Genomic DNA, 23,103 nt, shown 5'->3' with positions numbered 1-23,103 from the left:
CCCGCATCGTAGGCGCTGACGCGACTGGTATGCGAGTTGTAACTCGCGTCACGATGGGAGCATGACGACGCTCGAGAGCACCGCCGCGGGTCCCGACTCCCCCACGTTCCCCAGCCGCTTCCGTGAGGCGGAGGAGCGCGGGGCCCGCATCGCGCGACCCTTGCGACTGTTCGGACGGGTGGCGGCCGTCGACGAGGCGCTGATGACCCGGATCGGCGCGGGATTCCTCGAGCGCGACGAGGTCGGTCAGCGGCTGGCCGAAGCGATGCGGATGCGAGCGGGTGATCCACGACGGGTGTCGATGAGCGACTTCCACGCCCGTCTCCGCGACCCTTCTGCCGTGCCCGGTGCTCCTGAGGCGATGACGGACTTCTTCTCGTGCGTCGAGGCGACGCCGGAATGGGTCGATCATGAGCTGATCGCGCGGGCCGGGCGGCTGCAGCGGCGTTTCGGCCGCAACGCCGCCGACGTCCTCCTTCAGCTCTCGCTCATCGGCGGCTACCGCTTCGGAGGGCCGACCGACCTGCTGGTCGCCACGGGCGGACTGACCGGCGAGATGACCCGGCGCCGGCTCGCGGAGACTCAGAAGTGGGCCGTCGCCCTCGCTCAGCCTGGCGCCCTCCTTCCCTACGGGGAGGGCTGGCGCCTCACCGTGCACGTCCGTGCGATGCACGCCCTGGTCAACCACACGTTCGAGCCCACCTGGGACGTCCCTCGCTGGGGCCTGCCGATCAACATGACCGATCAGGCGGCCACGCTCGGCCTGTTCGACGGTGTCCTCCTGATCGGCGTGAGAGCGCTCGGAGTCCCGGTGACACGGGACGAGGCGCACGCCGTCATGCACCTGTGGAAGTACGTCGGTTGGCTCATGGGCGTCGACGAGGCCTGGCTCGTCGACGACGAGCGCGAGCGTCACCGGCTGAACTACCACCTCGTACGCGCGCAGGCCGACATCTCCGAGGCCGGGCCGCAGCTCGCGCAGGCGATCAGTGGGGCTCTCCGCGACCTGCCGAACGGCGCCTTCCGACGCGAGCGCACGCTGTCGATGCTCACCACGTTCCTCGGCGTCCGCAGCATGCGCGAGCTCGGTCTCCCCGTCCGTCCCCCGTGGGCGACGGCTACGACCATCGCCGCCAACACCGTCCGGTACCGGCTGCTCGGCCGCGGCGAGCGCGGCCACCGTCGCCTCGAGCGCTGGGGAGATCGTGTCGCGGCCGGCCTCCTCCGTGACTACTACGGCGCAGACGCCGAACATGAGCTCGGCGCTCTGCGCTGAGGCCCGCCCGAGCGACGACGCAGGGGCACGCGATAGAACGGCACGGTGGACGCTGCACGAGGAGATCGGCCGCCTCGCCCTGACCCGGCGGAGGTCGCGGCCGCCGACGGACGGACGATCCCGGACTGGGTCCGGCCGGACCTCCGCGTGCTCTTCGTCGGGTTGAACCCGGGCCTCTACTCCGGGGCGACGGGGCTCCACTTCGCTCGCCCCGGCAACCGCTTCTGGCCGGCTCTCCACCTCTCCGGGTTCACCGACCGTCGGCTCGAGCCGTGGGAGCACGAGGCGCTCCTCGCACGTCGCCTCGGCATCACCAACCTGGTCGCACGGGCCTCGGCACGCGCTGCCGAGCTGTCCCGCGAGGAGCTGGTGGCGGGTGGCCGGACGCTCACCGAGAAGGCAGACCGCTGGCGTCCGGCGTGGGTCGCCGTCCTCGGCATCACCGGCTACCGTGCTGCGTTCGACGATCCACGGACGACGGTCGGCCCGCAGGATCGCCGCCTCGGGCCGTCCCGCGTGTGGGTGCTGCCCAACCCGAGCGGGCTCAATGCCCACTACACGTTGCCGCGGTTGGCCGAGGAGTTCGCGCGGCTCCGCGAGGCCGTCGAGAGAGACAGACCGGACGAAAGCGAATGACCCGACGTGTCGTTTGAGCCGAGAATCATGATGACGGAGCGGCTCGCGCTGCGGGCACTCGATGCGGGAGATGGTTCGCTGCTCGCCGAGTTGTACTCAGACCCAGAAGTTGCCCGCCACATCGGTGGTGACGGACTTGATCGGGTTGCTGCGGAGCGCCAGGCGCAGAAATTCGCATCTGTCTGGGATCAGCGGGGTTACGGGCAGAGCATCGTGTGCGATCGCTTCACCGGCACGGTCATGGGCCGGGTAGGCCTGCATCCGTGGGAAGAATGGGGCGAGGTCGAGCTCGGTTGGGTGCTGGCGCGCTGCTACCAGGGCCGCGGCCTCGCTCATGAGGCTGCTCGAGCCTGGCTGGAGTGGGGTCGCCGGGAGGGGGTTGCGCAAGCGCTAACCGCCGTCATTCAGCCCGGTAACGCAGCAAGTATCCGCCTGGCCAAGCGGCTGGGGTTCCGGTTCGAGCGGTCCGACCAGACGCCGTGGAACCCGGTTTCGGTCTATCGCTACGACTTCGCCTGACCACCCGGGATCGGTGCTCGTCGCGCCCGGCGTGCGCTGGGAGCGGCGCCCCGAGCATCACGGTTGCAGCCGTCAGGGGCTTCTCCGATTAGTGCGAGGCGCTGCCTGGTGGCATCGAGGTCAACTCAGCCGTCGGCATCCGGACCAAGTTGACGAAGTCGTCGCAACAGGCGTGGGAGTCCGCTCATCGTGCCGCACTTCCCTTCACGCTGGTGGCGTGCCTGCTGGCCATCGTCACGGCGGTCCTGAGCGTGACGGGGGTCATCTTGGCCAACACCGCGGACGCCAGTCGCGTGGCTCCCGTGGTCGTCATGGTGGCCGGCTATGTCGGCTTCCTCGTGGTCATGGTCCTTGCCATGGCGGTCGGCAACCGGGCTGTCAGATCCTTGCCAGAAGGTCGGGCCCCTCGTGCTCTGAGCGAGGCACGGAGTTCGGCACGCCGCCAACGTCGTACCCGCGAGAGCGCTGATCGGTGGGCGGGCAGCCGGGATCTCGCTCGTCCTGCTGGTCGTGCTGGCCGTCCTGCTCGTCCTCCCCGCTCTGGCTTACGTCTACCGCCCACCCAGGCCGAGCCGAGCGACGAAGACGGAGGAGTGACGACGGGTCATGGCGGGTACCTCCGTGACTGACGACCAGCGAAAGGAAGCCTCATGCGAGCGATGGTGTATCGCGGGCCGTACAGGATCCGCGTCGAAGAGAAGGACCGCCCCAAGATCGAGCATCCGAACGACGCGATCGTCAAGGTGACGATGGCCGCGATCTGCGGCTCCGACCTGCACCTGTACCACGGGATGATGCCCGACACGCGGGTCGGCCACACCTTTGGCCACGAGTTCATCGGCATCGTCGACGAGATCGGCCCCTCGGTGGAGAACCTCCAGGTCGGTGACCGGGTGATGGTGCCGTTCAACATCTTCTGCGGCACCTGCTTCTTCTGCGCGCGCGGCCTGTTCGCCAACTGCCACAACGTCAACCCGAACGCGACCGCGGTCGGGGGCATCTACGGCTACTCGCACACGACCGGCGGGTACGACGGTGGTCAGGCCGAGTACGTCAGGGTGCCGTTCGCCGACGTCGGCCCCTCCCGGATCCCCGAGTGGCTGGCCGACGAGGACGCGGTCCTGCTCACCGACGCCGCGGCGACCGGCTACTTCGGAGCCCAGCTCGGAGACATCCACGAGGGCGACGTCGTGGTCGTGTTCGGCGCCGGCCCGATCGGGCTCATCGCCGCGAGATCGGCCTGGCTGATGGGCGCCGGCCGGGTGATCGTGATCGACCACCTGGAGAACCGGCTCGAGAAGGCGCGGACGTTCGCGTTCGCGGAGACGTACAACTTCGTCGAGTACGACGACATCATCGTCCACCTCAAGAAGATCACCGACCACCTCGGAGCGGACGTCGCGATCGACGCGGTCGGTGCCGAGGCCGACGGCAACCTGCTGCAGCACGTCACGGCGGCGAAGCTCAAGCTGCAGGGCGGGTCGCCGGTCGCGCTGAACTGGGCGATCGACGGCGTGCGCAAGGGTGGCACGGTGTCGGTGATGGGGGCGTACGGCCCGATCTTCAGCGCCGTCAAGTTCGGTGACGCCATGAACAAGGGTCTGACGCTCCGCATGAACCAGGCTCACGTGAAGCGCCAGTGGCCTCGCCTGCTCGAGCACATCCGCAACGGCCACCTCAAGCCGAGCGAGATCGTCACCCACCGCCTCCCGCTCGAGCACATCAACGAGGCCTACCACATGTTCTCGGCCAAGCTCGACGGCTGCATCAAGCCGCTCATCATTCCTGATGCCGCCTGAGGAGGGCACCACCATGACTGCCACCACCCCGTCCGACATCCCGACGTACACCGAGGCGAAGCCGCCACTCCCCCGGCCTCTCGACGAGATCCGCGCGACCATCCCGGGATGGGGTGCGGACCTCGACCCGGCGGACCGCCCGTCCTTCCCCCGCGAAGTGCCTCAGCCGGACCACTCCGGCGCCCACTGGTCGTTCCCGGACCGGCAGCCCGAGACCTATCCGCGGGAGCGCTCGATCGAGCACGCGTTCCTCACGCCGGTCTTCGGGACCTCCTGCCCGCCGCGTGGACTCTCCGGCAAGGTGCGGCGCCTGGCCTACGCCCGCTACAGCGAGGGGCGGGCGGCGCACTGGCTCCTGCTGATGGCGGCCGACCGGATCGACGTGAAGGAGGCGATGCTGCGATCGTTCGTCACCCTCCGCCCCGACAACCCCATCACCCAGACCGGCATCAGCAGCGAGCTGAAGCGGCACGGTGCGAAGTCCCGGTTCGGACGCAACCGCACCGACGTCGTCCACCAGGCGCTCGACCCGGTCATCGTCGCCGGCCCCTGGGTGCTGGGAGGCTGGCTCGCCTACCGAGCCGCGAAGCGCGTCCTGGGCTGAGTTGCACCTGACTCACTCCGGGTATCGCATGGCGGTATGACCTTCTTGTTCCGGTTCTCGATGGGCGTCGCGACTGCCACAGCCGTCGCTGTGGCACTCGCGACGCCGACCGCCCTCGCCCCCTCGGCGCCCCCCTCGGCTTCGTCCTCCACCGTCCAGCCGGCTTCGCAGGCCCGGGCCGCCGGCGCCACGACGGTCCGCGTCGGCTCGTACAACATCCACAAGGACGCCAAGCCGCTCCCGTGGACGGCGAAGCGGCGCAACCGGGTCGCGTCCCAGGTCCTGCGCAGCGGCTTCGACGTCGTCGGCCTCCAGGAGGCCAACGGCAACACGAACTTCCCGTCGCTCTACCGGAAGGTGAAGCACCGCTTCGCCTCCACCGCCCGGTGCGCCAAGATCAAGGGCACCGCCGTTCGTGACGCCCGCTCGCGCATCCTCTACGACCGCACGCGCTTCTCGGGGTCGCGCGCGATCTCGGGTCGCATCCGGCTGGACCGCTCCTACTCGGTGAGCGCCGACTACGGGTGCTACCAGCTGCTCACGGAGAAGGCCACGGGTGCGCGGTTCCTTGTCGCCTCGGCTCATCTCGTCAACGGCCCCGGCGTCGCGAAGGACCGCAAGCGCTACCGCCAGACCCGCAACCTCATCGCCGACACTCTCGCGGTGCGCCGAGCGCACGGCGCGTCCTGGCCGATCGTGTGGGCCGGCGACTACAACTCGTCCGCGTCCCGCAAGTACACCTTCGACGCGCCTCGCCGCGCGATGCGCCAGGCGGCCGGTGCTCGCGACGCGTTCGCCGTGGCGCGGACCCGCAAGTTCGGCAGCTACAACAGCGCCAACCAGCTGCGGCGGCGGCCGTGGCGCACGCACCACCACGTCGACCACGTCTATGTCTCACCGGGGATCGGAGTACGCCAGTTCCGGGTCATCGTGCGCCTGAAGGGGAAGCTGTACCGGACGCCCTTCGCCTCGGACCACAACCCGGTCCGTGCGACGCTGCGCATCCCCTACTGAGAGGGGGATCGGGCCCCGGATAGCCTCGAGAGGGGCCGTCAACAGAAGGGTGCACCAGGTGTCGAGCATCGACGAGAAGCTGCAGGACGTGTACGACGAGGTCCTTCGTCGCAACCCGGGAGAGGCCGAGTTCCATCAGGCCGTCCGTGAGGTTCTGGTGAGCCTCGGTCCGGTGGTGTCGAAGCGGCCGGAGTACGTCGACGCCGCGGTCATCCGTCGGATCTGCGAGCCCGAGCGTCAGATCATCTTCCGCGTGCCGTGGGTCGACGACGCCGGTCGCGTCCAGATCAACCGCGGGTTCCGGGTGCAGTTCAACTCCGCGCTCGGCCCGTTCAAGGGTGGCTTGCGCTTCCATCCGAGCGTCTACCTGGGCATCGTGAAGTTCCTCGGCTTCGAGCAGATCTTCAAGAACTCCTTGACCGGTCTGCCCATCGGCGGCGCGAAGGGCGGCTCCGACTTCGACCCCAAGGGCCACTCCGACGCCGAGGTCATGCGGTTCTGCCAGTCGTTCATGACCGAGCTGATCCGCGACATCGGCGAGTACACCGACGTCCCCGCCGGCGACATCGGCGTAGGCGGCCGTGAGATCGGCTACCTCTTCGGTCAGTACAAGCGGATCACCACGCGGTACGAGTCCGGGGTCCTGACCGGCAAAGGCCTCACCTGGGGCGGTTCGCAGGTCCGCAAGGAGGCGACCGGCTACGGCACCGTCTTCTTCGTCTCCGAGATGCTCCAGGCCGCGGGCGAGTCGTTCGACGGCAAGCGCGTCGTCGTCTCCGGCTCCGGCAACGTCGCGACGTACGCGATCGAGAAGGTGCACGAGCTCGGCGGCACCGTCGTCGCGTGCTCGGACTCCAGCGGCTACGCCGTCGACGAGGACGGCATCGACGTGGACATCCTCAAGGAGGTCAAGGAGGTGCGCCGCGGGCGCATCGCCGACTACGCCGAGCTGCGTGGCGGAGACGTCCGGCTCGGGCAGGCCGGGTCCATCTGGGACGTGCCGTGCGACATCGCGCTGCCGTCGGCGACCCAGAACGAGCTCAACGGCGCCGACGCGGTCACCCTCGTCAAGAACGGCGTGACCATCGTCGCGGAGGGCGCCAACATGCCGGCAACCCCCGAGGCCATCGCCGTCTTCGACGAGGCGGGCGTCCGCTTCGCCCCGGGCAAGGCGGCCAACGCGGGCGGCGTCGCGACCAGTGCACTGGAGATGCAGCAGAACGCCTCGCGCGACTCCTGGACCTTCGAGCACACCGAAGAGCGCCTGGCCGAGATCATGCGCAGCATCCACGACCGGTGCGCCGAGACCGCCGACGAGTTCGGCAGCCCCGGCAACTACGTCGCCGGGGCCAACATCGCGGGTTTCGTCCGCGTCGCCGACGCGATGCTCGCACTCGGCGTCATCTGAGCAGTGGCTCAATCCCCCACGAGGTGAACCGGCGTCGGCGCACACTGGCGAGAGGGGGACGCCATGAGGATCGCATCGTTCAACGTCGAGAACCTGTTCGCCCGGCCGAAGGCCATGGCGGAGGAGCAGGGTGACGCGGCCACGCGCAAGAAGGTGCTCGCGGCTCACGCACGACTCTCCGCACTCCTCGACCGGCCCAGCTACGCCGGCCGCGAGGCCGACATCCTCGGGCTCCTCGACACGCTCGGCCTGCTGCGCTCCGACGACGCACCGTACGTGCGGATGCGCACGATGCGCGGCCGTCATCTCCTGAAGCGCCCGCGCAGCGGACCGGTCGTCCTCGCGGCTGCCGGGCGTCCCGACTGGGTCGGATGGCTGGAGCTCAAGACCGTCGCGGTCAACGTCACGGCGACCGAGAACATCGCGCGGGTCCTCGACGAGGTCGGCGCCGACGTCGTCACCGTCGTCGAGGCGGACGACCGTCCCGGGCTCCAGCTCTTCTCGGAGTCGCTGCTGCCGGCGGTCGGCGGCACCCCGTACGAGCAGGTGATGGTGGTCGAGGGCAACGACGAGCGCGGGATCGACGTCGGGCTGATGGCGCGCGCCGACTACCGGCTGGTGCAGATGCGCACCCACATCTTCGACACCGACGGTTCTGGGACCGTCTTCTCGCGGGACTGCTGCGAATACCACCTCGACACCCCTCTCGGGAACCGCGTCGTGGTGCTCGCGAACCACTTCAAGTCCAAGGGCTACAGCTCGCCAGGTGACCCGCTCGGCGGCAGACGCCGTCGCCGTCAGGCAGAGCGGGTCGCACGCATCGTGGCGGCGCTGCGTGACGAGGGCGTCGAGATGTTCGCGGTGACCGGGGACCTCAACGACGACCCGACCAGTGACGCACTGGCTCCGCTGCTCGAGGACGGCACCCTCGTCGACATCAGTGCGCACCCGGACTTCGACTGGAACCACCGCAAGGGGACGTACGGGTCGGGCAACGAGACCGCCAAGATCGACTACATCCTGCTCTCGCCGGCGTTGTTCTCCCACGCGCAGGGGGGTGGGGTCTTCCGCAAGGGCGTCTGGCGGGGCCCTCGGACCAAGGACCCCTGGGAGATCCTTCCCACTCTGACGTCGAAGGTGGAGGAGGCGTCCGACCACGCCCTCCTGTACGCCGACCTGACCGGGGTCTGAGCGTCCCGCGCCGTCAGGCCCGGCGAGCGGTGACGAGCAGGTACTCCCACTGCATGGCGCCGTCCCGGACACCGAACCGGTCCGCCAGGTCTGCCAGTGCGCCGTCGAGCGCGGCCACCTTGTCAGGATCGTCAGCGATCGCCGCGTAGACCGCGATCATCGGACCGTACGTCGCCTTGAAGAAGTCCCGGAAGTCCTCCCCGTCGACGAAGCGGTCCACCGCGAGCGTCTGCGTCGTGGCCTCGACGTCGGTGACTCGGTCGCCGAAGAGTGCCCGGACGTGCTCGACGTCCCCCCACAACGGCGGTGGTTGCGCGCCGGGCGGTGGCGGCGGCGCGTACGGCTTCATCGTGGCGAACATCTGCCCGATGAAGCCCTGGGGCGTCCAGCTCAGCAGCCCGATCGTGCCGCCGCGCGCGCAGACGCGCGCGATCTCGTCGGCGGTCTCCTGGTGGTGCGGCGCGAACATCGCTCCGATGCAGGACATGACCACGTCGTACGAGGCGTCCTCGAGCCCCAGGTGCTCGACGTCGTCCTCACGCCACCCGAGTGTGAGCCCTTCGTCCGCGGCCGCCGCGCGGCCGACGTCGAGGAGCTCGGGCGTGAGATCGCTCGCCGTCACCGTCGCTCCGGTTCGCGCAGCGGGGATCGCGGCGTTGCCGGAGCCGGCGCCTACGTCGAGGACGGTCGTCCCGCTTCCGACTCGGCAGGCGTCCACGAGGATCGGTCCCAGGTCGGCCACCACCTCCGTGGCCACGGCTGGGTAGTCCCCCATCGCCCACATCGCCCGGTGCTTGGCCTTGATCACGCCGTCGTCCACCGTGACCGGTGCTGCTGTCGTCTCGCTCGTCATGATGAGTGTCCCTTCGTTGTGCGTGCTCTCGACGCTAGAGATGCAGAGACAACGGGCCTAGTACGAGATCTGTACCGGGCGTACGCTGCACGGATGGGGGCGCCGTACCGCCAGTTCTGCCCGGTCGCGAAAGCCATGGAGCTGCTCGACGAGCGATGGACGATGCTGCTGGTCCGGGAGCTGGTGACGGGCAGCCAGCACTTCAACGACCTGCGACGAGGGCTACCACGGATGTCGCCGACCCTGCTGTCCAAGCGCCTCCAGCAGCTCGTGCGCGCCGGGATCGTCGACAAGGAGGTCCACGGTGCCGAGGTGCGTTACGTCCTGACTCCGGCCGGCAGGGAGCTGCGGACGGTCGTCGAGTCCGTCGGCACCTGGGGCGTGCGGTGGATGGGAACGCTCGGCGACGAGGACCTCGACCCCAAGCTCCTGATGTGGGACATGCACCGCAACATCGACCACTCCGCGGTGGACGACCCGCCCGAGGTCGTCAGCTTCGTCTTCGACGACGTCACCGGGGCGGCGCGGCAGTGGTGGATCGTGATCGAGCGCGACGACGCCGACGTGTGCGACATCGACCCGGAGCGCCCCGTCTCGGTCACGGTGACCGCAGGGCTCCGCGCCCTCACCCAGGTCTGGAGAGGCGACACGACGTGGGCCGGCGCGCTGCGGGCGGGCACCGTCACTGTGGACGGACCCTCCGCAGCGCGCCGCGCCGTGCCCACCTGGTTCGCGCCGACGGGGCTGGCCCGCGTCGTACGCCCAGGCTGAGGAGACTCTCAGCGAGAGCCCGAGTCCTGCTCCGGCTCGTCCTGACTCGTCGTCTGACCCCTGCTCTGGCGCAGGCGCCGCCCGCGCTCGACGTCCTTGTCGTGCTTCGCGGCCGCCTTGTCGCTCTTCTTCGTGTCGCGCGGTGGCAGCTGGATCTTCTCCTCGGCGGGGATCCCGCCCTGGAGCTGACGCCCGCGTTCGAGCTCGGCGTCGAGCTCCGCGCCGAACAGCAGCGCGAGGTTCGTGATCCAGAGCCACAGCAAGAACACCACCACGCCGGCCAGCGAGCCGTACGTGCGGTTGTAGTTCGAGAAGTTCGCGACGTAGAACCCGAACGCGGCCGAAGCCACGATCCAGGTCAGGATCGCAACGACCGCACCGACGCTCAGCCACCGGAACTTCGGCTGCCGGACGTTCGGTGTGGCGTAGTACAGGATCGCCACGACGAACATGACGGCGATCAGCATCACCGGCCACTTGGCGATGTTCCAGACGGTCACCGCCGTCTCACCGAGCCCGATCGCGTCCCCGACGGCCTGAGCAGCCGGCCCGGTGAGGACCAGCGCCAGAGCCACGAGGGCACACAGGACCACGGTGATCAGCGTGACCAGCAGCATGACCGGCCGGAGCTTCCAGATCGGACGACCCTCGTCGATCTCGTAGACCCGGTTCATCGCCCGCCCGAACGCGCCGACGTAGCCCGAGGCCGACCACAGCGCCACGGCCAGGCCGACCACGAACGCCAGTCCCGCACCGCGACCCTCGCTCAGCTGCACCAGCGTCGGCTCCACCGTGTCGGCCGCGGAGTTGGCACCGACGTCACGAAGGACGCCGAGGAGCGTGTCCACGGTCTCGCGGCCCTGGCCGAACAGGCCGACCAGGGAGAGGAGCGCGATCATCATCGGGAACAGCGCAAGCACGGAGTAGTACGTCAGGGCAGCAGCGAGGTCGAGGCACTCGTCCTCGGAGAACTCGCGTACGGCCTTGCGCGCCACGTACCCCCACGACGGCTTCGTGATGTCGGTGGGAGAGTCTGGCTTGGCGGGGTCGTCCGGGTGCGGGGCACGCCCGGGGCGGGCGTCGGTCATCCAGCCTGGCCCGACGGGCGGCTCGAGGCGGGCGAGCCGGAGGTGGCGGCGCTGCTGCTGCCGCCGGCCGAGCGGCTGCCGGTCGAGCCGCTGCCGGTCGAGCCGCTGCCGGTCGAGCTGCTGCCGGTGGAGCCGCTGCCGGTCGAGCCGCTGCCGGCGTGGCTGCCGGGGGTGCTGGTCGACGTGCCACCGGTGGAGCTGCCGAGGCCGCTGCCGGAGGACGTGCTGCTGCCGGTGCTGCTGCTGCCCGAGGTCGGCGCGGCGTGGTCGCCACCCTCACCACGGTTCGTCACCTTGCCGACGGTGTCCTTGGCCGTCTGCACGACCTTCTCCTGGACCTCGGGCGCCTTCTCGGCGGCGAAGCCCTGGGCATCGCTCACCTTCTGCTGCACCGTGGGGTCGTTCCAGAGGCTCTGCGCCTTGCCCTTGATCTGCTCGAAGCGCTCGCGACCGTCACGCGTGCCCAGGACATAGCCGACGGCCATGCCGCCGAGGAGTGCCAGCTTTCCCTTCATGGGAGTTTCCTTTCGTCGAGTACCGGTCCACCATTGGTACCCGATCCTGGGACGATCAACAGATCGCGAGACCAGTTGTTCGCCACGTCGTCGGATCCGGGGGCCTTCGCACCCCCCGATGGGCCACGAGAACGGGCAGACTATGCCGCCGTGTGAGGAACAACGCGTCGCGCAACTAAAAAGAAGCGTGAGCCGCGGCTTCGGTGACCGAGAGGTCGAGGTGCAGCCCTGGACGTCTGGCGTCGACTTCTGGGCCGACCTGTTGATCGTCGACGGTCGAGAGCTTGGAGTTCTCCGTTCGCCGCGGCACGAGTTGCTGGAGACCTCCTACGAGGGGGTCGTCGATTTCGGCGCCGTCCTCGAGGTCGAGGGCGAAGCGCTGAGGTTGATGGCTGTGGGCGGCGTGCCCGTGCCGGAAGCCCTGGCCGTGCATCGCGCGGCACCGGCCGATGGTCCCTCGTGGATGCTCCAGCAGCGGGTCCACGACGACACGTCTGCTGAGGTCCCGCTGCGTGAGCTCGGCCGGATGACGCGGCTGATCCACGACATCCAGCCGACGAGCGATCTGCTGAGTCCTCCGGCGGCGTGGGCAGACACTTTTTGGCGCCGGCTCGAGCAGCGTCTTCGCGCTGCGGCGCCATACTGCGACGGGCTCGACGTCGCCGTCATCGCCGGCGTCTCCGGTTTGCTCGAGGGGCGGGCGTCGGCGGCCACGAGCTTGCTGCACATGGATCTGCGGAGCGCCAATATCTGCGTGCAGGGCACCAGGATCGTCGCGATCATCGACGCCGCCAACTGCGTCGTCGGTGACCCTCTTCTGGAACTCGGCCGCATCCGCGCCTACGGCTACCTCGACGAGGAGTTCCTTGCCGGCTATGGACGCACAGAGTGGTCACCGGCCGATCGGGCGCTCCTGGACGTCTACGAGCTCGACACCGCAGCGCTGCTCACGGTCGTGGCGAGGGAGGAGATCGACGACCCGGAGCTGCACGCTCGGCAGCGAGATCGTGTGCTCCAGCTCCAGGACGCCATCGTGGGGACCTGAGCCGCGGAGGAGGCCCGCGTACGGGCGACGACGTCTAGCTACAGCTAGCTCTCCGGCTTCCGCTCCCCCGCGTACTCCGCGGGCATCGCGTCACCCTGGTCGGTCGGGATCAGCTCCGCCTCCGGATCCACGACGTACCAGGCCTCCTGGCCCGCGGCCGCGCCACCGAGGATCAGCACGTAGCCGTCCTGGTCGGGCTCGACGTCGCTCCACACCTGGTTGGCGTACTCCAACGGTCCACCGAACGTCACCACCATCGCCATGCCCGAGAGAGTAGTACCGATCGCGCGGTCGCACCCTCTCAGTGAGAAACTCGGGGCGGCGACGACATGCTCCAGCAGCCGTACGAGGAGGGCCGATGGCCGACGAACGACCCGGGCCTCCCGCCGGCCCGCGCACGTCCAGGAGGGGCGCCAAGATCGCGGTGTGCGGCGCGGGCTCGGTGGGCAGCACCGTCGCGTACGCCGCGCTGCTGCGGGGGCTGGCCGGAGAGATCGTGCTGTACGACATCGCGTCCACGCTCGTCGAGGCGCAGGCGCACGACCTCAACGACGGTGCCGCGTTCGCGTCGCCGACGACCATCGTCGGGAGCGACGACCCAGCCGCGTGCGCCGGCGCAGACCTGGTGGTGATGACCGCAGGAGCCCGGCAGAAGCCCGGGCAGACCCGGCTCGACCTCGCAGGGGTCAACGTCGGCATCACGCGCGACGTCCTCGGCGCCGTGCGCGAGGTCGCGCCCGACGCGGTCTACGTGCTGGTCACCAACCCCTGTGACGTGCTGACCTACGCGGCGATCGGCTTCCTCGACCTCCCGCCCGGTCGGGTCTTCGGGTCCGGCACCGTCCTCGACACCGCACGGCTGCGCTACCTGCTGTCGCGGCGCCTCGCCGTGTCTCCGCGGAGCGTCCACGCTGCCGTCGCCGGTGAGCACGGCGACTCCGAGATCGTCTTGTGGTCGTCGGCCAACATCGGCGGCGTCCCGATCGCCGAGTACGACCTCGAGGGCCATTCGCTCGACCCCTCCGAGTACGCCGCGATCCGCGAGACCGTCGCCCGCTCCGCGTACAAGGTGATCGAAGGCAAGGGGGCGACCAACTTCGCCATCGGTCTCGCTGCCGCAGACATCATGTCGGCCGTGCTGCGCGACGAGCACCGGTTCCTTCCGGTCTCCACCCTCTTCACCGGGCAGTACGGCATCGACGACGTCTGCCTCTCCGCCCCGTGCGTCGTCAGCGCAAGCGGCGTCGCAGGCCCGGCGGAGCTGCCCCTCGACGAGACCGACCTGGCAGGACTCCGCTCCTCCGCAGCGACCCTGCGCTCGCAGATCGACAGGCTCGGCCTCGCGTCACCGGTGTTCTGATCAGCGCCCGGTTGCCAAGGCTCGGTCGACCTGGGCCACCGTCCATCCGGTGGCATAGAGGAGGTCTGAGGCGATCGAGCGGACCTGCGCGACGACCGCGGCGTCGTTGATCGTGGCGGCCTCGGGCAGCGCCTTGGTCGCCATCCTGGCCGCCTCGATGAGCTGGCGACGCGCCTCGTCGTACGCGTCCTTCTCCGCGATGTCGTCGGCGAAGACCTCGACCGCCTCCCGCAGCAGCCGGACGGCCTCGGGCATGCCGGTGAAGGAGTGCTCGCCACGGCGCAGCATGGTGTGCACCCGCCGTGCGAGGACGCGCGTGTCGCGGATCGCGTTGTCGACGTCGCGGACCGCGACCACGTACCGCTCGACGTGGCCGCGCTGTCGCCACCGCAACGGCGAGTAGCGGGCGATCTCATCGGCGTTGGAGACGGTCGTCGTGAGGCTCTCGATCGCCGGCTGCAGGCCGCGAACCTGCTGCAGCGCCGTCCACGCGGGACCGGCGTCCTCCAGGCGCAGGGCCAGCTCGATGCGACGCAGCGCCTGACCGAGCGTCGTCAGCACCGGCTGCATGCCACGGTTGACACGTCGGACCGGGTTGCCGGGGATGAGCAGCGCCATGGCGAGCCCGACGAGGCCGCCGATCACGGCGTCGACGAAGCGCGCGACGGCGGGGTTGCCGGGCATCACGGGGACGATGGCGGCAAGCAGGCTGGCCGAGGTCGCGGCCTGGTTCCGGGCGAGACCGCGCAGACCGAGGAACGTCGCGGCGGTCGCGGCCAGCGCGACGATGACGCCGAGCTGCCACCACCCGCGGCCGATCACCGAGATGAGACTCTCTCCGATGAGGACGCCGACCGAGACGCCGATGAAGAGCTCGACGGTGATCCGCCGCCGCCCGCCGGTGCCCGCGAAGATCACGAGGATCGCGGCGACGGGGGCGAAGAACGGCTGCTGGTGGCCGACCAGGTCGTGCGCGATCACCCAGGCCAGCGCCGCACCGACCGAGATCTGGACGATGCTGGTCATCTGCGCGCGCACCCATTGCGCCCGGGTGTGCAACGACACCGGCATCGGGACACCGCGCGCATCGTCACCGCTGATGCGATCCAGGAAACCCTGTCCGCTGACCATCAGGGGGCCTACAGGTAGAGCCCGGTCTGGTCGTGGTCGATCCGCTCGGCCGCGACCGCGTGCAGATCGCGCTCACGCAGGAGGATGTAGTCCCTGCCGCGCACCTCGACCTCGGCCCGCTCGTCGGGGTCGAAGAGCACCCGGTCGCCGACCTGGACGGTCCGGACGGTGCTGCCGACGGCCTCGACCCGGGCCCACGACAGCCGGCGGCCCAGCTGCGCGGTGGCCGGGATCACGATGCCGCCGGACGAGCGGCGGTCACCGTCGTCCGGGTCGACCGACACCAGGAGGCGGTCGTGGAGCATCCGGATCGGAAGCCCGTCGGTCATTCAGTCGCTCACGATCTTGCGGATCACGACGACGAGACCGATGAAGGCGACGAGGCCACCCACCACCGGGACGATGGTCTCCATCCGCGGCTCGCCCGAAGGGGTGACGAACCTGGCCTTGACGTCGGCGAGGCCGCGTCGTGCCACCGTCTTGGGGCTCGCACGGTAGACGAGCTGGTCGACGTTGGAGGCAAGACGGTTGCGAACCTCGTCGATCTGGGTGACGAGCTGGTCAGGTGTGCCCGTGATGGTCGTCGGGACATCCGGCCTGAAATCGTTCGTCACGTTGTCTCCTCGCTCGGCGCGGTCACCTGTCGTGACCACCGTACCGATACGCAAGGATAGGACCATGACCACGCGACTGCAGCCAGGTGATCAGGCGCCCGACTTCACGCTCCTCGACGACCACGGCAAGGAGGTCACGCTCTCCGACCTGCGCGGCGGGAAGGTCATCGTCTACTTCTATCCCGCCGCGATGACGCCGGGGTGCACCCGCGAGGCGTGCGACTTCACCGCCGAGCGTGAGACGTTCGACGCGTCGGGATACACCGTGCTGGCCATCTCTCCGGACAACACCGACAAGCTGGCCTCCTTCCGCGAGAAGGAGGGTCTCGACATCACGCTCCTGTCCGACCCCGACCGCAGCGTGCTCCGCGCCTGGGGCGCCTTCGGCGAGAAGAAGCTGTACGGGAAGGTCATCGAGGGCGTCATCCGCTCCACGTTCGTCGTGGACGAGGAGGGCAAGATCGAGGTCGCGCAGTACAACATCAAGGCGACCGGTCACGTCGAGCGCCTGATCCGTCAGCTCGACCTGGCCTGAGCCGTACGGCGGTGGTCGCCGCCTAGACTGTCCGGCGGGCCGGTGTGGTGGAACTGGTAGACACGCAGGATTTAGGTTCCTGTGTCGCAAGACGTGCAGGTTCGAGTCCTGTCACCGGCACCCGAGACGGCCGTCTGCCTGTCGTCTCGTGCTCAGTGCGGCTCCCCGCGATACGTGCCGAACGACCACGAGTTGCCCTCGGGGTCCTCGGCGATGAAGTCGCGGCTCCCGTAGTCGGTCGTCGTCGGCTCCATCGTGATCGTCGCTCCTGCCGCCTTGGCCCGGTCGTAGAGGGCGTCGGGGTCGGAGCACACCACGTACGCCCCGAAGGTCCCGGGCTTCTGCTGCCAGTTCCCTTCGTGCTTCTCCGAGCCCATCATGATCCCGCCGCCCTCCGGCCACGCGAGCTCGGCGTGCTGCACGAACCCGTCCTCCGCCATCACGACGACGGGCCGGAAGCCGAAGGCGCGCTCGAGGAAGTCGATCATCGCCAGTGCGTCGCGGGCGGCGAGCGCGGGCCACACGGTGGGGGCCGGCGGCTCGGCCGTGCGGTTCTGGTCCTGGTTCTGGTTCTGGTTCTCAACAGTGCTCATGGACCTCACGATGCTCCGTTGCGGTGCCCTCCCGCTTGGAGGTTTCGGCGCTCCTCCTCGACCCACCCCGTCGGAGTGGTCCCCGACAGCGTCCGGAACTCGTGCACGAGATGGGCGTGGTCGGCGTAGCCCGCCCGCGCGGCGACGTCGCTCAAGGACCCCGTCTCCGGCGCGACCGTCTGGTCCCGCACCATCGCGACCGCCCGCTCGAAGCGCACCAGCCTGCTCAGGACCTTGGGGCCGAAGCCGAGCTCGTCGACGAACACCGTCCGCAGACGCCGTGGGCTCAGGGCGACATGGGCTGCGAGGTCGTCGATGCGACCGTTGCCCCCGCGGGCGACGATCCAGCGCCAGCCCTCCACGACCTCCGGGCGGGGTCGCGCCGCCGCCGCGCCGGACGCCGTACGCGCACGCTCGGCGAGCAGGCCGCTGACCGCTGCGAACCGCTGTCCCCAGTCGTCGGTGTCGCCGATCCGCGCGCGCAGGGCGTCGGCCGGGGCGCCGAGGACGTCGCGAACGTCCAGGGCCAGACCGGTGAGCCGGCTCGCCGGGACCCCGAAAAGCCATCGGGACGCGAACGGGTGGATCGCCAGCTGCACCCCCTCCTGCGCGGAGGGCTGGTCGATGAAGGCGGGCCGCGCGGCGAGCGGGCCGAGCATGCCGTACGCGGACACCGGCTCCGGGTCGTCCTCACGCTCCCCGACGACCACCGGGTTGTCGAGCGAGACGACGAAGGTGAGGTACGGCGAGGGGAGGCCGCGGTGCAGGCGCTGCTCGATGTCGCGCTGACGGTATCCGACGAGCGAGGCGACGGCGCCCGCGTACGGACCACGCGGGTCCGCGCGTACGAAGTCCGTCGAGGTCACGTCCCGAGTATCCGCCGATCCGGGCCTGTCGTCATCAGCGATAGCCTCGGACGATGTTCCGGATCCTCTACTACGAACCCCGCATCCCGCCCAACACGGGCAACGCGATCAGGCTCTCGGCCGCCACCGGGGCTCAGCTCCACCTGGTGGAGCCGCTCGGATTCGACCTGTCCGACGCCCAGCTCCGTCGGGCCGGGCTCGACTACCACGACCTCGCCGACGTCTCGGTCCACGGTGACCTCGAGGCGGCGTGGAAGGCGCTCGACCCCGCACGCGTGTTCGCGTTCACGACGCGGGCGACCACGTCCTACGCCGACATCGCCTACGAGCCCGGCGACGTCTTCCTGTTCGGTCCGGAACCGACCGGTCTCCCCGACCACGTGCTCGCCGACCGTCGCATCACCGATCGGCTCCGCATCCCAATGCTGCCGGCCCGCCGCTCGCTCAACCTCGCGAACTCGACCGCGATCGTCGTCTACGAGGCCTGGCGCCAGCAGGGGTACGCCGGCGGCACCTGAGTCCCCGATACGGCGACGCTCACCGCGGTGTGAAGGCCGGGTAGTCACCGAGCCCGACCGACCGGTCCACGAGCGCACCGCTCCCGACGGGTGCGAATACGGCCTTGCCGTCGGAGACCAGCCGTACGCTGCGGATCACGCCGCCGCTCGTCACCGAGCACACGATCTGGGCCATCGCCCGGATCTGCTGCTCCGCGGTGAGGCGGGCGAAGCCGGTCGGGACCTCGACCTGAGCGACGCTGGACGCCACCGTCACCTGGCTCTCCTCTGCGCTCTGCGGCACGTCGGTCGTCAGCCCCGCGCGACGCTCGCCGCCCGTCGGCCCCCGGGCGAGCGAGCGCAGCGCGCTCGCCACCCCACCTGCCGCGGCAGTCCGCCCCACGCGGCGGAGCCGGCCGCGTTCCAGCAGGCACACCTCGACGTCCATCGCACGCTCCCGGCCGACTGTCGGTCCGTACGCGGGCAGGCGCGGAGCGGTGACTGCGGCGTCGCGAGGTGCGGGCTCCGCACCGATCGCGCACGCGCCGAGGCTCAGAGCCAGCACGGCCGCGGCCCCCAGCCGCGCAGCCCGGCTCACCGGCCCCTCCCTCGACCGACCGGGAACGTGACGAGGAATCGTGCCCCGCCGACCGGCGAGTCCTCGGCTGCCACCCGCCCGTGGTGCTGTCCGACGTGGCGCGCGACGATCGCCAACCCGAGACCGACGCCGGAGTCCTCTGCCTCATCACCGCGGTTGAACCGCTCGAAGATCCGCTCCCGCCGGTCGATGGGGACACCGGGACCGGCGTCATCGACGGCGATCTCGACCGTCGAGCCGTCACACCCCAGCCGGACCGTCACTCCGGTGCAGCCACCGCCGTGACGCTCGGCGTTCTCCACCAGGTTCGCGATCACCCGCTCGAGCCGGCGCTTGTCGGCCAGCATGATGACGTCCGCTGCCTCCGGCTCGACCATCGTGACGGGACGCTTGGCGGCCTCGTCCGCGGCACGCTCGACAAGCTCACCGATCGCCACCGCCTCCGACGTGGCGCTGGACTCGTCCTCTGCGCGGGAGATCTCCAGCAGGTCCACCACCATCCGCCGGAACCGCTCGAGGTCCTCCGCGAGCAGGTCGAGCGGCTCGCGCACCTCCTCAGGCAGCCTCGCGCGCCGGTTCTGGAGCACCTGCACGGAGTTCAGCATCGTGGTCAACGGGGTGCGCAGCTCGTGGCTGACGTCGCCTGCGAAGCGTGCGTCCGCACGAACCCGCCGCTGCAGCGACTCGACGGTCGCGTTGAACGACCGGGCGAGCGGCGCGAGGTCGGGGTCGCCGCCGGTGTCCATCCGTGCGGTCAGCCTGCCGGAGGCGACGGCGGAGGCGACGTCGTTCAGCTCGGTCAGCGGGCGGAGCGCCCGGCGGCTCGCCGACCGGCCGAGGACCAGACCGCAGACGACCGTGAGCAGCGCGGCACCGGCCAGGCTCGCGGACAGCACCCGGAAGGTTCGGTTCAGCTCTGTCAGGTCGTAGACCGCGAAGTAGGCGTTGCCGCTCGGTTGCAACGGCATCCCCACGGCGAGCAGCGGCCGCCCGTCGATCTCGATCCGCTGGGTGCTCGCCGTCCCGGCCTCGACCCGTTCCACCAGCGCGGCCGGCAGGTCGGACGGGGTCGGGTCGAGCGAGGTCGCGTACCAGGCGTCGTCGTAGCGCAGAACCGCCGCCGAGGCGCCCGACCCCACGGTGTCGAGAGCGCCAGACACGTCGACGGGCCGGGCGTCGATCTCGCGCTGGAGCAGTCCCGCGTCGACCGCCGTCTCCGCAGCCGCGCTGGACTCGCGCTGTGCCACCAGGAAGTGCGTGACCAGCGACCAGCTGAGCACGGCGAGCAGCAGTGACAGCGCCAGCGCCAGCAGGCCGAAGAGCAGCGTCACACGTCCGCGGACCCCGAGCCGCATCCTCCACCTCCTGGGGTCGGACGGGCGTCGGGTCGTGGCCACGGTGGATCCTCAGCCGGCCAACCGGTAGCCCAGCCCGCGCACGGTCAGCAGGTGGCAGGGGGACGCAGGGTCGTGCTCGACCTTCATCCGGAGCCGCCGCACGTGCACGTCGACGATGCGGCTGTCGCCGAAGTAGCCGTACCCCCAGACCTTGTCCAGGAGGTGCTCGCGGCTGCACACCCTGCCCTCGGCGAGGACGAGCTCGGCGAGCAGCTTGAACTCGGTTCGTGTCAGGGGCAGCTCGACGCCGTCACGCACCACGACCGCATCACCGAGATCGATGCGCAGGTCGCCCAGTGTGAGGTCGTCGCGTGGCGCGGCCGAGGGCCCCGCGGTGGCCCGACGCAGCAGCGCGCGGATCCTCGCCGACAGCTCTTTGGCCACCAGCGGCTTTGTCACGTAGTCGTCGGCGCCCGCCTCCAGCCCTGCCACGACGTCGTGGGAGTCGGTACGGGCGGTCACCATGATCACCGGGACGGCACTCTCCCGCCGGAGCTCGCGGCAGACCGAGAACCCATCGGTGTCGGGGAGCATCAGATCGAGCAGCACGACGTCCGGTCCGCGCTCTCGCAGCATGTCCAGCGCACTGGCGCCCGTCGACGCCTCCACGACGGCATATCCCTCGTCCTCGAGCGCCAGGCGCAGCGAGCGACGTACCCGCGGGTCGTCCTCCACCAGCAGCACGCTGCGCGTCATGCGTTCACTATGGCCCGGCAGCTGCTCGGACGGGAGTCAGCGAGGACGACACGCCGACGTTCGTCATCGGCCTGCCACGGAGGCGTCACGAGATGACAACCGCCGTGACAGCTCCATGGCAGTCCCGTGTCGGTCCGACTCGGAGCCTGGCCGCCCACCGGCCGGGAGCCTAGCGTCGCGTCGTGCCAGGCCCTTCCGGGCTCCGGCGCAGGGAGCCCGTGATCCGCGGGCACGGACCAGGAGGAACGATGGTGCGAACGAGACGATGGCTCGCCGCCGGGGCGGGAGCAGTCGCGGCGGCACTGGTGGTCACCGCGTGCGGCAGCGGAGAGGGCTCCGGCTCAGGGCCGGGCGACGAGGGCGAGCCCGTCAAGGGGGGCACGCTCAACATGCTCGGCGTCGGTGACGTCGACTACATGGACCCCAACATCAGCTACTACTCGGCGGGCTACACCGTTCTCCGCCTCTGGAGCCGGCAGCTGTTCACCTATCCTGCGGTCGAAGGCGGCACGACCGAGGAGGTCCCGGACCTCGCGACCGAGATGCCGACCACCGACAACGGCGGGATCAGCGAGGACGGCAAGACCTACACGATCCGCATCCAGCCCGACGCCGCGTGGAACACATCGCCGAAGCGCACCGTCACCGCCGACGACGTTGTCCGGGGCGTCAAGCGCACCTGCAACCCGGCCCAGCCCTTCGGTGGTCTGCCGAACTACGTCGACCTGATCGTCGGGCTGGCGGAGTTCTGCAGCGGGTTCGAGAAGGTCGACCCCACTCCGCAGGCGATAGCGAGCTACATCGAGGGCAACGACGTGGCCGGTGTGACGGCCAAGGACGAGAAGACGGTCGTGTTCACGCTGGCCCATCCCGCGCCGTACTTCACCGGCATCCTCACCCTCACGGCGATGTCACCCGCGCCGAAGGAGTTCCTCGAGTACACCCCCGCGAGCGCTGAGCTCGGTCAGCACACGATCTCCGACGGGCCGTACAAGATCGACTCGTACCAGCCGACGAAGGAGATCACGCTCTCGCGAAACCCTGCCTGGGTGGCTTCGAGCGACCCCGTCCGCAAGGCGTACGTCGACAAGGTCGTCGTCAGCGAGAGCGGCAACCAGAACTCGATCCTCCAGCAGCTGCAGACGGGCACGCCGAGCGCGGACATGCAGTTCGACATCGCCGTGCCGCCGGCGCAGCTCCCGAAGCTGGTGTCGGCCAAGGACCCCAACCTCACCCTGGGTGTCACCAGCAGCTCAGGCCCGTACGTCATCTTCAACACGGTCTCGCCGAACAACGCCCGTGCACTGAGCAAGGTCGCGGTGCGGCAGGCCTTGTCGCACGCGATCGACCGCAGCCACCTCGTGCAGGTGCTCGGCGGCGAGAAGGTCAATCCGCCGCTGACCCACGTCCTGCCGTCGACGCTGCTCGGGTCGGAGGAGTTCGACCTGTATCCCCACGACGTCACGAAGGCGAAGCAGCTGCTGGCGCAGGCGGGCTACCCGAACGGCCTGACCCTGACCGTGCTCTACCGCAACAAGAGCGAAGGTCAGAGCAAGGTGTTCCAGACGCTCCAAGGCGACCTGAAGGAGGTCGGCATCACCGTGAAAGGGCTCCAGGCGCAGCAGGCCGACTTCTACACGAAGTACCTCCAGGTGCCTGCCGTGGCCAAGCGCGGCGAGTGGGACATCGCGATGTCCAGCTGGGGCTCGGACTGGTACGGGAACGCGGCTCTGTCCTTCTTCAAGCCGCTGTTCTCGGGCAAGTCGTCGTTCCCGCCGGTCGGCAGCAACTTCGGGTTCTACGACAACCCGACGACCAACGTGCTCATCGACGAGGCCTCGAAGGCGGCGACCGACGAGGACGCGAAGAAGCTGTGGGCGGCCGCGGACAAGCAGACGATGAAGGACGCGCCGATCTATCCGATCACGAATGCGCTGTGGCCGACCTACAAGGCGTCGCAGGTGCACCACGGCGTCTACATCCCCATCCTGCAGAGCCTCGACCCGGCCAACGTCTGGCTGGAGAAGGGCAAGCAGGGCGGGTGATCTCGGGCGAGGTGGCGGCCACGCGGATCTGCGCGGTCGCCACCTCGCTCCC

General features: G+C 69.8%; 27 protein-coding genes and 1 tRNA gene. 16 read left to right on the top strand and 12 right to left on the bottom strand.

Annotated features, from left to right (window positions below):
- Positions 1-61 precede the first annotated feature (61 nt).
- The 9 genes from KV102_RS14590 (at position 62) to KV102_RS14550 (ending at position 8,447) form a co-directional block, all read left to right on the top strand.
- Complete coding sequence (locus tag KV102_RS14590) at positions 62-1,276, top strand: oxygenase MpaB family protein (RefSeq protein ID WP_220346712.1); 1,215 nt, start codon at positions 62-64, stop codon at positions 1,274-1,276.
- 45 nt (positions 1,277-1,321) lie between these two features.
- A complete protein-coding gene (gene mug / locus KV102_RS14585; protein ID WP_220340955.1) occupies positions 1,322-1,912 on the top strand; it encodes a G/U mismatch-specific DNA glycosylase in 591 nt (196 codons plus the stop codon).
- A 30-nt stretch (positions 1,913-1,942) separates the two neighbouring features.
- Positions 1,943-2,431 (top strand): GNAT family N-acetyltransferase, encoded by a 489-nt coding sequence (locus KV102_RS14580; RefSeq protein ID WP_220340954.1) that lies wholly within the window; start codon positions 1,943-1,945, stop codon positions 2,429-2,431.
- A 101-nt stretch (positions 2,432-2,532) separates the two neighbouring features.
- Positions 2,533-3,060, top strand: a complete 528-nt coding sequence (locus KV102_RS19760) for an SdpI family protein (protein WP_374197365.1) — start codon at positions 2,533-2,535, stop codon at positions 3,058-3,060.
- Positions 3,061-3,081: 21 nt separating this feature from the next.
- The gene (locus tag KV102_RS14570) at positions 3,082-4,230 is read left to right on the top strand and encodes a zinc-dependent alcohol dehydrogenase (RefSeq protein ID WP_220340952.1); all 1,149 of its coding nucleotides are present in this window, start codon (positions 3,082-3,084) and stop codon (positions 4,228-4,230) included.
- Between the two features lie 13 nt (positions 4,231-4,243).
- Complete coding sequence (locus tag KV102_RS14565) at positions 4,244-4,834, top strand: hypothetical protein (RefSeq protein WP_255559282.1); 591 nt, start codon at positions 4,244-4,246, stop codon at positions 4,832-4,834.
- 36 nt (positions 4,835-4,870) lie between these two features.
- A complete protein-coding gene (locus KV102_RS14560; protein WP_220346711.1) occupies positions 4,871-5,848 on the top strand; it encodes an endonuclease/exonuclease/phosphatase family protein in 978 nt (325 codons plus the stop codon).
- Between the two features lie 58 nt (positions 5,849-5,906).
- Entirely contained in the window at positions 5,907-7,256 is a 1,350-nt protein-coding gene (gdhA, locus tag KV102_RS14555) for an NADP-specific glutamate dehydrogenase (protein WP_374197363.1), read from the top strand.
- Between the two features lie 63 nt (positions 7,257-7,319).
- Positions 7,320-8,447 carry an endonuclease/exonuclease/phosphatase family protein gene (locus KV102_RS14550; protein ID WP_220340950.1) on the top strand — a complete coding sequence of 376 codons (1,128 nt, stop codon included), beginning with the start codon at positions 7,320-7,322 and terminating at the stop codon, positions 8,445-8,447.
- A 13-nt stretch (positions 8,448-8,460) separates the two neighbouring features.
- On the opposite strand, the gene KV102_RS14545 is transcribed toward KV102_RS14550, so the two are convergent.
- Positions 8,461-9,300: a class I SAM-dependent methyltransferase gene (locus tag KV102_RS14545; RefSeq protein ID WP_220346710.1), complete on the bottom strand. Its 840-nt coding sequence runs from the start codon at positions 9,298-9,300 to the stop codon at positions 8,461-8,463.
- 93 nt (positions 9,301-9,393) lie between these two features.
- Between KV102_RS14545 and KV102_RS14540 the strand changes: the two genes are divergently transcribed.
- Positions 9,394-10,071: a helix-turn-helix domain-containing protein gene (locus KV102_RS14540; RefSeq protein ID WP_220340948.1), complete on the top strand. Its 678-nt coding sequence runs from the start codon at positions 9,394-9,396 to the stop codon at positions 10,069-10,071.
- An 8-nt stretch (positions 10,072-10,079) separates the two neighbouring features.
- Here KV102_RS14540 and KV102_RS14535 read toward each other — a convergent pair whose 3' ends face one another.
- Together KV102_RS14535 and KV102_RS14530 are read right to left on the bottom strand one after the other, a co-directional pair.
- Entirely contained in the window at positions 10,080-11,159 is a 1,080-nt protein-coding gene (locus KV102_RS14535) for a YihY/virulence factor BrkB family protein (protein WP_220340947.1), read from the bottom strand.
- Positions 11,156-11,674, bottom strand: a complete 519-nt coding sequence (locus KV102_RS14530) for a YtxH domain-containing protein (protein ID WP_220346709.1) — start codon at positions 11,672-11,674, stop codon at positions 11,156-11,158. The genes KV102_RS14535 and KV102_RS14530 overlap by 4 nt, the downstream gene beginning before the upstream one ends.
- Before the next feature lie 187 nt (positions 11,675-11,861).
- Here KV102_RS14530 and KV102_RS14525 point away from each other — a divergent pair, with 187 nt between their 5' ends.
- Positions 11,862-12,719 carry a phosphotransferase family protein gene (locus tag KV102_RS14525; RefSeq protein ID WP_220346708.1) on the top strand — a complete coding sequence of 286 codons (858 nt, stop codon included), beginning with the start codon at positions 11,862-11,864 and terminating at the stop codon, positions 12,717-12,719.
- A gap of 44 nt (positions 12,720-12,763) precedes the next feature.
- Here the strand turns inward: KV102_RS14525 and KV102_RS14520 are convergent, their stop codons facing one another.
- Positions 12,764-12,982, bottom strand: coding sequence for a hypothetical protein (locus KV102_RS14520; RefSeq protein ID WP_220340944.1), 219 nt, complete (start codon positions 12,980-12,982; stop codon positions 12,764-12,766).
- A 95-nt stretch (positions 12,983-13,077) separates the two neighbouring features.
- On the opposite strand from KV102_RS14520, the gene KV102_RS14515 reads away from it, so the two are divergent.
- Positions 13,078-14,079, top strand: a complete 1,002-nt coding sequence (locus KV102_RS14515; RefSeq protein ID WP_220346707.1) for an L-lactate dehydrogenase — start codon at positions 13,078-13,080, stop codon at positions 14,077-14,079.
- On the opposite strand, the gene KV102_RS14510 is transcribed toward KV102_RS14515, so the two are convergent.
- From KV102_RS14510 to KV102_RS14500, 3 genes are read right to left on the bottom strand one after another with little or no spacing between them, the layout of a single operon-like run.
- Positions 14,080-15,210 carry an aromatic acid exporter family protein gene (locus KV102_RS14510; protein ID WP_220346706.1) on the bottom strand — a complete coding sequence of 377 codons (1,131 nt, stop codon included), beginning with the start codon at positions 15,208-15,210 and terminating at the stop codon, positions 14,080-14,082.
- An 8-nt stretch (positions 15,211-15,218) separates the two neighbouring features.
- Positions 15,219-15,539: a co-chaperone GroES gene (locus tag KV102_RS14505; protein WP_220340941.1), complete on the bottom strand. Its 321-nt coding sequence runs from the start codon at positions 15,537-15,539 to the stop codon at positions 15,219-15,221.
- On the bottom strand, positions 15,540-15,824 hold the full coding sequence (locus KV102_RS14500) for a DUF3618 domain-containing protein (protein WP_301022439.1): 285 nt from the start codon (positions 15,822-15,824) through the stop codon (positions 15,540-15,542).
- Between the two features lie 64 nt (positions 15,825-15,888).
- Here KV102_RS14500 and bcp point away from each other — a divergent pair, with 64 nt between their 5' ends.
- Positions 15,889-16,359, top strand: coding sequence for a thioredoxin-dependent thiol peroxidase (gene bcp, locus KV102_RS14495; protein WP_220340939.1), 471 nt, complete (start codon positions 15,889-15,891; stop codon positions 16,357-16,359).
- Between the two features lie 38 nt (positions 16,360-16,397).
- Positions 16,398-16,479 (top strand) — tRNA-Leu (locus tag KV102_RS14490).
- Positions 16,480-16,511: 32 nt separating this feature from the next.
- On the opposite strand, the gene KV102_RS14485 is transcribed toward KV102_RS14490, so the two are convergent.
- On the bottom strand, positions 16,512-16,952 hold the full coding sequence (locus KV102_RS14485; RefSeq protein ID WP_220340938.1) for a VOC family protein: 441 nt from the start codon (positions 16,950-16,952) through the stop codon (positions 16,512-16,514).
- Positions 16,953-16,957: 5 nt separating this feature from the next.
- The gene (locus KV102_RS14480; protein ID WP_220340937.1) at positions 16,958-17,818 is read right to left on the bottom strand and encodes a helix-turn-helix domain-containing protein; all 861 of its coding nucleotides are present in this window, start codon (positions 17,816-17,818) and stop codon (positions 16,958-16,960) included.
- A 53-nt stretch (positions 17,819-17,871) separates the two neighbouring features.
- On the opposite strand from KV102_RS14480, the gene KV102_RS14475 reads away from it, so the two are divergent.
- On the top strand, positions 17,872-18,336 hold the full coding sequence (locus tag KV102_RS14475; protein WP_220340936.1) for a tRNA (cytidine(34)-2'-O)-methyltransferase: 465 nt from the start codon (positions 17,872-17,874) through the stop codon (positions 18,334-18,336).
- A 19-nt stretch (positions 18,337-18,355) separates the two neighbouring features.
- Here the strand turns inward: KV102_RS14475 and KV102_RS14470 are convergent, their stop codons facing one another.
- From KV102_RS14470 to KV102_RS14460, 3 genes are read right to left on the bottom strand one after another with little or no spacing between them, the layout of a single operon-like run.
- The gene (locus tag KV102_RS14470; protein WP_220340935.1) at positions 18,356-18,913 is read right to left on the bottom strand and encodes a GerMN domain-containing protein; all 558 of its coding nucleotides are present in this window, start codon (positions 18,911-18,913) and stop codon (positions 18,356-18,358) included.
- Positions 18,910-20,310, bottom strand: coding sequence for a sensor histidine kinase KdpD (locus KV102_RS14465; protein ID WP_220340934.1), 1,401 nt, complete (start codon positions 20,308-20,310; stop codon positions 18,910-18,912). The genes KV102_RS14470 and KV102_RS14465 overlap by 4 nt, the downstream gene beginning before the upstream one ends.
- Positions 20,311-20,319: 9 nt before the next feature.
- Positions 20,320-21,006 carry a response regulator transcription factor gene (locus KV102_RS14460; protein ID WP_220340933.1) on the bottom strand — a complete coding sequence of 229 codons (687 nt, stop codon included), beginning with the start codon at positions 21,004-21,006 and terminating at the stop codon, positions 20,320-20,322.
- 251 nt (positions 21,007-21,257) lie between these two features.
- Between KV102_RS14460 and KV102_RS14455 the strand changes: the two genes are divergently transcribed.
- Positions 21,258-23,051 carry an ABC transporter substrate-binding protein gene (locus KV102_RS14455; RefSeq protein WP_220346704.1) on the top strand — a complete coding sequence of 598 codons (1,794 nt, stop codon included), beginning with the start codon at positions 21,258-21,260 and terminating at the stop codon, positions 23,049-23,051.
- Positions 23,052-23,103: the final 52 nt, after the last annotated feature.

Source organism: Mumia sp. zg.B53, assembly GCF_019550935.1.
GTDB lineage: Bacteria > Actinomycetota > Actinomycetes > Propionibacteriales > Nocardioidaceae > Mumia.
Note: the sequence above shows the minus strand (reverse complement) of the source record. Positions and strands in the feature narration are given on the sequence as shown.